The organism is Thalassoroseus sp. (assembly GCF_984380535.1).
Window position 1 is genome coordinate 183552 of the sequence record NZ_CFHRBF010000021.1, and the last position, 11201, is coordinate 194752.

General features: G+C 55.2%; 10 protein-coding genes. 6 read left to right on the forward strand and 4 right to left on the reverse strand.

What is annotated here, in order from left to right; genetic code table 11:
• Window positions 1–3: 3 nt before the first annotated feature.
• On the forward strand, window positions 4–894 hold the full coding sequence (locus AC5DDB_RS25530) for an ATP-grasp domain-containing protein (protein WP_491742587.1): 891 nt from the start codon (window positions 4–6) through the stop codon (window positions 892–894).
• Complete coding sequence (locus AC5DDB_RS25535) at window positions 891–1811, forward strand: inositol monophosphatase family protein (RefSeq protein WP_491742588.1); 921 nt, start codon at window positions 891–893, stop codon at window positions 1809–1811. Before AC5DDB_RS25530 ends, AC5DDB_RS25535 begins: the two co-directional genes overlap by 4 nt.
• Here AC5DDB_RS25535 and truA read toward each other — a convergent pair.
• A complete protein-coding gene (gene truA / locus AC5DDB_RS25540) occupies window positions 1792–2622 on the reverse strand; it encodes a tRNA pseudouridine(38-40) synthase TruA (protein WP_491742589.1) in 831 nt (276 codons plus the stop codon). The two genes, AC5DDB_RS25535 and truA, sit on opposite strands and share 20 nt — an antisense overlap.
• Before the next feature lie 78 nt (window positions 2623–2700).
• Window positions 2701–3405, reverse strand: coding sequence for a YkgJ family cysteine cluster protein (locus tag AC5DDB_RS25545; RefSeq protein WP_491742590.1), 705 nt, complete (start codon window positions 3403–3405; stop codon window positions 2701–2703).
• Window positions 3406–3696: 291 nt separating this feature from the next.
• On the opposite strand from AC5DDB_RS25545, the gene AC5DDB_RS25550 reads away from it, so the two are divergent.
• Entirely contained in the window at window positions 3697–4980 is a 1284-nt protein-coding gene (locus AC5DDB_RS25550; protein WP_491742591.1) for an OmpP1/FadL family transporter, read from the forward strand.
• An 816-nt stretch (window positions 4981–5796) separates the two neighbouring features.
• On the opposite strand, the gene gatB is transcribed toward AC5DDB_RS25550, so the two are convergent.
• Window positions 5797–7299 carry an Asp-tRNA(Asn)/Glu-tRNA(Gln) amidotransferase subunit GatB gene (gene gatB / locus AC5DDB_RS25555; RefSeq protein ID WP_491742592.1) on the reverse strand — a complete coding sequence of 501 codons (1503 nt, stop codon included), beginning with the start codon at window positions 7297–7299 and terminating at the stop codon, window positions 5797–5799.
• Between the two features lie 196 nt (window positions 7300–7495).
• Between gatB and AC5DDB_RS25560 the strand changes: the two genes are divergently transcribed.
• Both AC5DDB_RS25560 and AC5DDB_RS25565 read left to right on the forward strand, forming a co-directional pair.
• On the forward strand, window positions 7496–8554 hold the full coding sequence (locus AC5DDB_RS25560; RefSeq protein ID WP_491742593.1) for a DUF1559 family PulG-like putative transporter: 1059 nt from the start codon (window positions 7496–7498) through the stop codon (window positions 8552–8554).
• A 136-nt stretch (window positions 8555–8690) separates the two neighbouring features.
• The gene (locus AC5DDB_RS25565; RefSeq protein WP_491742594.1) at window positions 8691–9770 is read left to right on the forward strand and encodes a Gfo/Idh/MocA family protein; all 1080 of its coding nucleotides are present in this window, start codon (window positions 8691–8693) and stop codon (window positions 9768–9770) included.
• 47 nt (window positions 9771–9817) lie between these two features.
• On the opposite strand, the gene AC5DDB_RS25570 is transcribed toward AC5DDB_RS25565, so the two are convergent.
• Window positions 9818–10486, reverse strand: a complete 669-nt coding sequence (locus AC5DDB_RS25570; protein WP_491742595.1) for an RraA family protein — start codon at window positions 10484–10486, stop codon at window positions 9818–9820.
• A 144-nt stretch (window positions 10487–10630) separates the two neighbouring features.
• Between AC5DDB_RS25570 and AC5DDB_RS25575 the strand changes: the two genes are divergently transcribed.
• Window positions 10631–11201, forward strand: a 571-nt coding sequence (locus tag AC5DDB_RS25575; RefSeq protein WP_491742596.1) for a M81 family metallopeptidase, incomplete at its 3' end; no start/stop codon positions are given.

Below are 11201 nucleotides of genomic sequence, written 5' to 3' on the forward strand. Positions count from 1 at the left end.
TTCATGCAGATCGGGGTTCTGGGGAATGAAGGTAGTTGGTACGTCGCCGATTTGACACGGGCTGCAGACTCACGCGGGCATCGTGCGACACGGATTGATTTCCCGCAAATTGTCGCCAGTGTGGGAATTAACCGACCCAGTGTATGTTCCGAAAACGTTGATCTCACTCAGTTCGATGCAGTCATCGTCCGCACGATGCCGCCGGGAACATTGGAGCAAGTGGTCTTTCGGATGGACGCATTGGCTCAATTGGCAGCCGACGCGTATGTTCTCAATTCTCCGAAAACGATCGAGTGTGCCGTCGACAAATATCTAACAACTTCCCGATTGGCGGAAGCGGGATTGCCCGTGCCTGCAACGATTGTGTGCGAAGACGTCGATGCGGCAATGCTTGCCCTGGAAGCCTTGGGAGGGGATGTCGTCGTCAAACCGATTTTCGGGTCGGAGGGGCGTGGAATTTGCCGGGTGAGCGACCCGGACTTGGCGATTCGTACCTTTCGCACGTTGGCGAGATTGGGAGCCGTCCTGTATCTTCAGCGGTATGTCGACCATCCGGGATATGACGTGCGGGTCATGGTACTCGATGACGCCGTGATCGGCGGTATGATTCGCCGAAACCCAACGGACTTTCGCACGAATGTCGCTCGTCAGGGGACAGTTGAAGGACACGACCCGACCGATCGAGAGTGCGAATGGGCCTTGCGAGCAGCCCAGGCCGTTGGGGCGACTTTCGCTGGCGTGGATATTCTGTATGATCGCACCGGTACCGGGTGGGTCATCGAAGTGAACGCGGTTCCCGGTTGGCGGGCTTTTGCCAAAGCGACCGAGATCGACGTCGCTGCCCGAGTCATCGAATTTCTGGAAACACAAACAGCGAAAAGTAACGAGTCATGAACCTGACCGAACTCACGGACGCACTGTCCACGCATATGCCGCCAGTTCTGCGTTGGGCGGGAGCGGTCGCGAAACGGCTTCGGCAATTCGACATCAGCGTCTCGGGGAAAACCTCCGGAAGTTCCAATACCGACGCCCTCACTCTAGCTGACCTGTCTGTACAGGAATTGATCGTGGCTGCTCTGCGAGACACGTCGCCGTTGTTCCGTGAGTGTCGTCTGGAGGCCGAGGAATTTACGGGTGATCTCGATAAATTCGCCACCAACGCGGAATTTACGATTGCGATCGACCCGATTGACGGCACCAAGCAATACCGCGACAGAAGCGGCGACGGTTGGGCTGTGATGTTGCTGTTGCGATCGGACGAAACGGTTCATTATTCACTCGTCTATATCCCCGAAACCGGCGAGCATGGGACATGGGTCGAAGCGGTCGGCGATCGTGTCGTTTGCGGAGCCGACGATCCGACTCGGCCTGCTTCGGAAGTGTTGCGATCGATGACACCTATTGATCCAGCAACGCGGCCCGACTCGAAAAAGATCTATCTGATTGGCTTCATTGATGACGACCCTGCGAAAGCGCAAGCGGTGACTGACGCCGGTTTGGAAGGTGTGGTCGCCGATGAGATGCCCGGCAGCATTTTCGAGTTATTCGCCCGCGGGGAATTTGGTGGTTCGTTGATTCACACGCCGAATGTGTACGACTTCCCGGTCTCTCTGCACATTGCTCGGATTCTCGGTGGTGATTCCGTCCGTGCCGATACCGGTCAGCCAACCGATTTCCTTGAGCTTTGGAACGATGACCGAGCCGACATGCTACGCATGACCGGCATCATGGCATGCAGTCACAATCCCGAGACACTGAAAACCCTGACGGATTTGGCCAAAGATTGGGACCTCAATCGGTATCACGATTGATCGATTCCTCGCCAGGATATTCGACGTTTACCAGGTAGAGTCCACAGGCCGGTGCCGTTTCACCGGCTTGGCTGCGATCTTGATTTTCGATGATGGTCCGAACTTGTTCTGGCTCCCAGCGACTGCGTCCCACCTTGATCAGGGTCCCGACGATTGCTCGCACCATGTTGTAGAGAAACCCGTCAGCCTCGATTTCGAACCAGAGAAACGCACCGGTGTCTTCGGCTTTGCTCGGCGATTGACTGACCGCGGACGGTTCCCACATGGACCAGGTCGTGGCACGCCCCCAACGGGCGTCGAATACAGTTCGGATACTTGTGGCTTTATTCGGCCAATGCGATTCGAAGCACCGGAAGTCGTATGTGCCAATGAGATGTCGTGATGCCTGTTGTAACCGCTCAAAGTCCAAACGCTGCCGGACCGACCATACGAATCGACCGAGAAACGGGTCATTGATCTGACGATTGAGAATCACGTAACGATAACGTTTGCGAACTGCGGAATAGGTCGCATGAAAATCGGGAGCCACCTCGGCAGCCTCACGGACGACGACATCATCCGGTAAGAAATTCTGAAGACCGCGTCGGAATTGTTCGGCGGGAATTCGTGAGTTTGTAGGGAAATTGACGACCTGCCCCAATGCATGCACACCGGAGTCCGTTCGGCCAGCCGCCAGAACGCGGATCGTTTCCCCCGTCAGTTTGGTGATTGCCGACTCGACGACCGACTGCACACTGACGCCATTCGGCTGAACCTGCCAACCGACGTAGTTTGTGCCGTCGTATGCGAGTGTTAGACGAAGATTCCGCATGCCAATTCCGCTGCCCGATTTTCGGAAACCTGGTGAAACTCAATTGCTGAGCCATGATTCCCGGCGAGATGCGGTTGGTCAAGCCACACGTTGCTGCGAAGAGTGTGACGGCGTGGGAAACGGAATGGTTTGTGGTGGTTCGTCGTCGGTTTCCGTGTTTTTCAGCACGCGGCTTTCATAAACCAATCGCAGAAACTCCGGGAACAAACTCCACTCCCGAGGTTTTCGATTCCAGAGATTCGCCAGTTGCTTGAAGAAACCCATCTCGTAACGGGCGACAACAAGGTCCTGAATTCCGGTCAGGGTATCGATGTCGGTCGGTTCCCAAGGACGTGGGCAGAGACTGTAAGTGGCAGCCGGTTCTGCTGGACGTCCGTTTTCGGGGACGTCGTAGATGACAGCCAACTCACCGGTTTCGTTGAGTTTCGTCGGGAAAACCCGGCAAGCCCCCGGACGAGCAGCGTGAATTCCACAGCGTGCCTGTCCTAACGGGTTCTCGGCGTCTGGCTCGCCTTCCAATAGGAATCGGCATTTCGTGGTGCGTGGGAAAAACTCGCTCGCTGTGTGGCGAAGGCAGATGACAAACGGCGTCTCCGGTTCATCCGCAAAATGGAACTGGGGAGCGTAATTCCGGGCAATGTTCCCGTCCGGATCGGCCCAACGACAAACGAAATCTCCAAAACCCAGTTGGAATTGTCGTTCGATTCGAAGGATGTCCGCGCCGGTTACTGGAACCGCGAAGGCCCGACAACAACCTGCATGACAGGACTCACAAGGACTCATACGCGCTCCGTAGTCGTCTTCAAATTTTGAGACTTCCTTCACTTTATCGGACGGTTCCTCCATGTGATTCAGCCGAAACCGGAATATCCGTTGTAAACGTCAACGTTTCCCTAAACCGAATAGTCACCTCGATTGCGTATTTTCCCTAGTCTTTCTGGGGGCGTCATGTTTGTTATTTGACCAAGTCGATAGAGAGACAGTGTCGAATTGTCGATTCCTCTCTGCGTTCATTTTCCCAACCCACGCATACAGCGAGAGGTTCGCGGGCTTGTTTTGGAAATGGAGTTTTTGATGTCTCAAATTCGCATGATGCGATGCGTCCTCGCGCTGATTGGTTTGGCGGTTCCATCATTGGCCATAGCTGATGGGCTGATTCGCGACGGTGTCGGGGCGATTTCGATTGGTCGTGGTGGTACGAACATCGCCCACTTCGACAACGGTGCCGTCCTCCTCGATAACCCCGCCGGTATTTTGAACATGCCGGGCAACGTGCTGTTGGAAGCCGGGATTGATGTGCTGATCACCGATCAACGCTATTCCGATCCCGAGAACAGCAACGTTGGCGACGAACCCAACGGCCGACCGCTTCCGCATGGAGCCGCGTTATTCAAAAGCGACGACGGACGTTGGGCCGCTGGGATCGGGATTTTCATGCCCGCTGGTTTCGGCACGGATTGGGACCTGGTCAATCCTATCTTTGGCAAGCAACAATACCGGGCGATGGGTGTCGTGACGAAAATCACCCCCGGCCTGGCTTACCGAGTGACCGACGATCTCAGCATCGGTGCCACGCTCGGTGTGGGACTCAATCATCTGGAACTCGAAGGTCCATTCACCGGGCAAACCGGTGTACTCGCGGGCGTGCCGACGTTGTTCGATCTGAAAACCGACGGAGCCGCTTTGGTGTGGTCGCTTGGTGCCCAGTACCACGTCAGTGAAAACACGATGATCGGGGTGAGCTACACCAGCGAAAGTGATTTCTCGATGGACGGCCAATTGGATGCTCGCATCGCGGGTTTGGCTCCAGTGCCGGTGTTCTCGCGGTTTGATGCGGAAGTCGATCAAACCTATCCGCAATCGGTTGGTGCCGGGATCACGCATCTCTTTGCAGAGCGTCACCGCGTGTCGGCTGATGTGATTTGGTACGACTGGTCGTCGGCGTTCAACAGCATCAATTTCAAGTTCACGAATCCCGATAACCCGCTGCTCGCCGCCGCTTTGCCACCGACGATTACGGACTCCGTTCAACAGAACTGGGATGACAACGTTTCCGTGCGGTTGGGTTACGAGTACTTCGCCAAGAGTGGTGATATCTGGCGACTCGGTTATGTCTATCACGACAGCCCCGTGCCGGACAACACCCTCACCCCGTACACCGACGGAATTCTGCAGCACGCCGTTTCGGTAGGGTATTCGACCTGCATCAAGAGTTGGCAACTCAACACCGGCTACCAGTACAGCTTCGGTGACGAGCAAAACATCGGCCAAAGTGCGTTGGTCGGCGGCGACTTCAACAACGGCTCACTCGACGTCAACGCCCACTGGCTCGCAGTCAGTTTGCTGAAGACGTTTTGAGCGAACCGAGTTTCCTGAGACATTTTGAACCGAATCGCATCGGGACTGAGAATGGAGGATGGAAGATCGAGGATGGCAGCCAATTCCAACTCGCTATCCTCTATTCTCCATCTTCTATCCCCAGGTTGCAGTAAGTAGGCTGAGTTAGCGAAGCGTAACCCAGCTTTCGATTGCGTTTGGACATGCGAGAATGCTGGGACTTGTCCCAGCCTACGTTACTGAAGACGTTCTGATTCCAATCCACGTGTGCCACGGCTCTGTGAGCCGTGCTTTATTCGAAGTTCGACGATCGCTCACCACGGCTCACAGCTCACCTTTAGATGACTTTGCAAGATATCAGATTTGACTGCATCCATTGGTAAAATCACCGTCTGTCATCACGCATCACTCTTGACACTTCACGTCGCCAGTTGTTCCAAGACAAGTCTTGCCGTCCGCCCGGACCATTCATGCGATGCACTCGGCAATGTTTGCAGCGTCGAATTTCACGCCAATTCATCTCTGCGTCCGTGGCGTTTAGAGCATCTACGCCCCGCATTGAACTGACGGCACAGATTTCTTTGTATCCGCGTTGGTTACAGATGGGGCATCTTGGCAACCATTCAAGCGTGACGATTCGTGCAACGAGACTGACGAGTCCAAGCCCAATCGAACACCAGATAATCGTCGGTAACCAGTCAAGAAAATCCATTGGTGACATGGAAGTTCATCATCAAAAAGTAGGTAGGCTGGGTTAGCGAAGCGTAACCCAGCTTTCGATTGCGTTTTGACATTCGAGAATGCTGGGACTTGTCCCAGCCTACGTTACTACGTTACTCACCCGCCGTTCACAATGCGTTCGATCAGCATCGAACGCACGACTTTGGGGTCGGCTCCTTTGAGTTCTTTCATGGCTCGACCGATCAGTGGGCCGACGGCTTGTTGTTTGCCGCCGCGGACGTCTTCGGCGATTTGGGGATTGTCCGCGATGAGTTTATCGATCACTCCGCTAAAAGCGCCTGTGTCGGAGACGATCTCCAAACCACGTTCGGCGATTAACTCGTCGACACGTTTGCCGGATTGGTCGGACGGTTCCTCTTCGCGTAGCACTCCGAAGATTTCTCTCGCGCTTGTCGTGGTGATCTTGTTATCGACCACCCGCTTGAGCAGTGTGCCAAGTGTAACAGCATTGATCGGGAATTCCGTGATCGAAATTTGCCGATCGTTGAGTTCGCGTTGCACGTCCTGCGTGCACCAGTTGGCGGCTTGCTTGCTGTCGCCACACTCGCTGAGGACGGCGTCGAAGTAATCCGCAAAGGCCGGTCCCTGGTCGATGATCACGCCGGCATCGTATGGCGAAAGTTCGCAGGTGGTTTCGTAGCGTTGACGACGATCGGCGGGCAACTCGCCAAGGGATTCGCGGGCCGCTTGTGTTTCTTCGGCGGTGATCGTAACCGGCAGCAGGTCGGGATCGGGGAAGTACCGGTAATCGCTGGCGTCTTCTTTGCCGCGTTGCAGATAGGTTTCTCCACGATCGGCGTTCCAACCCCACGTCTCTTTCGTGACGCCAGGATCACCCAACTTCCGTCCGGTGCGTTCGAATTCTTCGAGTTGCCGATATGCTTCGTAATGAATGGCCGCTTCAACGCCACGGAAGGTGTTCAGGTTTTTGATTTCTGTAATCGGCGTGGCGGCGATGTGCCCGTCGGCTTGCGGGATATGCCAGTTGACGTTCGCATCACACCGCAGAGAACCTTCCTGCATGTTGCAATCCGAGACGCCTAAGTACGTCATCAACAATCGCATTTCTTCGAGGAACGCTTTTGCTTCGGCAGCGGAGCGAATGTCGGGTTCTGTAACGATCTCCAACAGCGGTGTGCCACAACGGTTCAAATCGACGCGACTGTCTCCGCCACGTCCCGATTCATCATGCGAGTTCTTCCCGGCATCCTCTTCGAGGTGCGCCCGAATGATCCCAACCCGCGACGATCGGGGTTCGTCATTGAGCGTATAGGTCACGTCCAAGTAGCCGTCGTGACAGATCGGTAAATCGTATTGGCTGATCTGATACGCCTTCGGCAAATCGGGATAGTAATACTGCTTGCGATCCCACTTGGTGAACGCGGAAATCTCACAATGCAGAGCGAGACCGGCTTTCATCGCCAGCTCGACGGCCTTGCGATTCATCACCGGCAACGCTCCCGGTAGACCAAGACAAACCGGGCACGTTTGTGTGTTGGGGTGATCGGGATTGAAGCGATTCAGGCAACCGCAAAACAGCTTCGTTTGCGTGAGCAATTGAACGTGAACTTCCAAACCGATGATTAACGTCTTTTCCATTGCACCTGGTTTCACAATCGAAGAATCGGGATTTTGATAGTTCAACGAACTCGCCGACAGACTTCAAGACCAAAGCCGTCGTGCAACCGGAAATGAAAAAACCACAAATTATTTCACTTTCATTCGCGTTCGCGACCAGTCGACGTATGATAAGTACTCAGCTCGATCTGCCTTTCGATTGGGAATCGGTTCTGTGATGTCAGTGTCATTCAATCTCCATCTGAATCGTCGTGGATTCACATTGATCGAATTGCTCGTTGTCATTTCGATCATTGCGGTGTTGATCTCGTTGATTGCCCCAGCGGTTCAAAGTGCTCGCGCGTCTGCCCGACGACTGAAGTGTTTGAACAATATTCGTAATATCGCCTTGGCAATGATCAACGATGCCAGCGCTCATGGGGACCAACTTCCCCACGCGGTCGAAAATTCGACACACCTTGCGGGGGATGTGACCAGCACATGGCCGATTCACCTTCTCGATGACTTGGACGCGGCCGGTGTCGCTCGGCAAGTTCGCGAAGATGGCGCGATCAACACGTCGACCGACACCGAAGTCTGGCTCGATGTTTTCACTTGTCCCGATGATATCGCACGGGCACGTCAATCGAACGGCCTGACGTATGTCGCTAACGGCGGCATCTTTTATGACAGCGGCAGTTGCAATGTAAATCACCACTCCGCAAGCGTGATCGCCCATTATCTTGATAGCAACGCATCGAGTCGATTGGGTTACGCCACCGGTGTGATTTGGCAGAATGATTCCGGCAATTCGATTTGTGGTTCCGGTGGAAAGGCGTTCGAGGACAAACGGCGGATGGGGTTCAACTTTGTGTCACAGGGTGATGGCATCAGCAATACGCTGTTGCTCGGCGAGAACGCCAGCCCTCGGCAAGGATTGGCATCCACGACCGGCAGCTGGGCTACCGCATCCTTGTACGGGCTGATTTTTGCTGTCGATACCGACGATGTCAAATTCGGTTCCACAGCATTACATAATCGTGGTACCGGAGCCGACACGATTCTTGATTGGACCGGCGTCGATGACCTAGGCGACTCGGCGATCAATGCGGATGTGTCCAGCACCGGTAGCTTCATGCGGCCAGCGTCGAATCATCAAGACATCGTACACTTCGCATTCTGTGACGGTGCCGCCCGACCGATTAGCGATTCCATCGAACCAGATGTTTATCTCAAACTCGTTACTTCCGCCGGTTCGTTGCACGGCGAGGGAATTCTCAACCATCGCGACTACTAGGTGGTTTTTTTCGGCTACGCTTATTTGATAAACCGCAAAATCGGGGCTTCCGGTCGGCGTTGGGTTGTCATTCGGGCCGTGACGCGAGAGAATCGCGGCGAACCAAATTCGAATACCACCGAAGAGGAACCCACCCATGCCTCACGGCTTTGGAATCGTCGGCTGCGGGATGATCTCGAACTTCCACGCCGAAGCCATCGCCCACATCCCGAACGCGGAACTCGTCGCCTGTTTCGACATGCGAGCCGAGGCTGCCGACAAGTTCGCCGAGGAACGTGGCTGCAAAGCATATCACGATCTCAGCGAGATGTTGGCCAATCCGGATGTGCACATCGTCACCATTTGCACGCCTAGCGGTGTCCACTTGGACCCAGCCGTGGCAGCGGCGAATGCCGGCAAACACGTTGTCGTCGAGAAACCATTGGAAATCACACTGGATCGCTGTGATCAAATCATCCAGGCCTGCGAGAAGAACGGCGTCAAACTCGCAACGATCATGCCCAGCCGTTTCAGCCCAGCGAACATGGCGTTGAAGAAGGCGATCACCGATGGTCGCTTCGGCAAACTGACCATGGGCGACACCTACGTCAAATGGTGGCGGTCGCAGGAATATTACGACAGCGGCGGATGGCGGGGCACCTGGAAACTCGACGGCGGCGGTGCTTACATGAACCAGGCAATTCACAACGTGGATTTGCTGTATTGGTTCATGGGTGACGTGGCCCAAGTTTGTGGACTCACCGATACGCTGGCTCACGAACGCATCGAAGTTGAAGACACCGGTGTCGCCTGCGTGAAGTTCAAATCCGGCGCGGTTGGGGTGCTTGAAGCGACGACGAGCGCGTTTCCCGGGCTGCTCAAGAAGACCGAAATCCACGGGACGAAAGGCTCAGTGATCGTCGAGCAAGACAGTATCCTCCTTTGGACCTTCGAAGACGAAACGCCGGAAGACGAGGAAATCCGTCAGAAGTTCGCCGCCCAAGGTGGAACCGGTGGCGCGAGCGATCCGAAAGCGATTAGTTTCGTCGGCCACCAAAAACAGTTCGAAGATTTGCTGCAAGCGATCGACGCCGGTCAAGACCCTGTCGTCGACGGATACGAAGGCCGCAAGAGCGTGGAATTGATCCTGGCGATTTACCAGTCTTCTTGGACGGGTCAACGCGTCGAACTGCCACTCCCTAAAGATCCCGACAATCCGATGAAACCTGCTGAGTAAGACGAATCGTGAACGCCACTGATCGTATTTCAGTGGCGTTCGCGTTTTCATAGCACGCCATATCTTTTCCAGGCTTCGGTAGCTTTCATGCCGTCTTGAATGGCGTCGCGAGTGATGTTCTCTGCGTGCACTTTCTCCCAAGCAGCGCGGACGACTTCGGTCTCGATTTCCTGCGGAATCACAACCACACCATCGACATCCGCCACCACGAGATCACCGGGCGAGAACTTCACACCGTCAATTTCCACCGGCACGTCCACATCAATGACGCGTTGCCGATGCTGACTGTCGTAAATGCACGTTCTCCGCGCAAAAACGGGATATTTCATCGCCCGCATCTTCTGCACGTCCCGCACCGCTCCGTCGATAATCGATCCCACGCAACCCGTGTTCCGAGCCGCTGTCGAAAGCAACTCTCCCCAAATCCCTGAGTGTGTGGAACCACCCGCCGCCGCGATCAACACATCATTCGGTTGGCAACTATCGACGGCTTGCAACTCGAGTGCGTACGGGTCGGGGTCTTCGTGGAACATGTCCGCCCACAGCGTTGTTTTGCAACGCCCGATGAGCACGTCATCCACCGTCCAAGGTGGCAACGGCACACGTGGCGATTGGTTGCGAAACCCATGTGCGTCGAGCGCATCGCAGACCACGGCCGAATAGAAACACTCTCGCATCATATCCAGAGTAATGGTGTCTGGAGTCGCATTCGTCATCAGTTGGGAGCCTCGTCAAAGTTTCTCGGGTGGGAGACATCGCATCAACGTTGGCTTGTGATTATGCTGTAACGCACCGCTCGCTGTCATCCCCATCCGCCAAAAAACGTCCCCGATTTGCGACTCTAACTGAGACCAAGTTTCATGCGCGTTGGCATCATTGCGTTGCTGCACGAGTCGAATACCTTCGTCCCACAACCGACGACGTCGGAGATGTTTGAGATTTGGACATTCCAGACGAGTGAGGCAATGCGAAATGCATGGCAAGAAGCCCATCACGAAGTCGGCGGTTTTTTCGCCGGATTGGACGAGGCGAAGTTCGAAGCCGTGCCGATTTTTGCCGCTCGGGCGTTGCCTTCGGGAACGATTACCGCAGATGCGTTCGAAAACCTCCTCGCGGAAATGACGTCCTCGCTGAGCCAAGCCGGTGAACTCGACGGTTTGCTGGTCGCGCCTCATGGGGCGACGGTAAGTGAGAAATTCTCCGACGCCGATGGGCATTGGCTGGCCATGCTTCGTCAGAAACTCGGCCCAGAACTGCCGATCATCGGCACGATTGATGCCCATGCGAACCTGTCTCGTCAGATGGCCGACAGCGTGAATGCGTTGATCGCGTACCGCAGCAATCCGCATTTGGATCAGCGAGCGCGGGGTCGGGAAGCGGCCAAGTTGATGGTGCGAACACTCCATGGCGAAGTTCAGCCCACGATGGCCG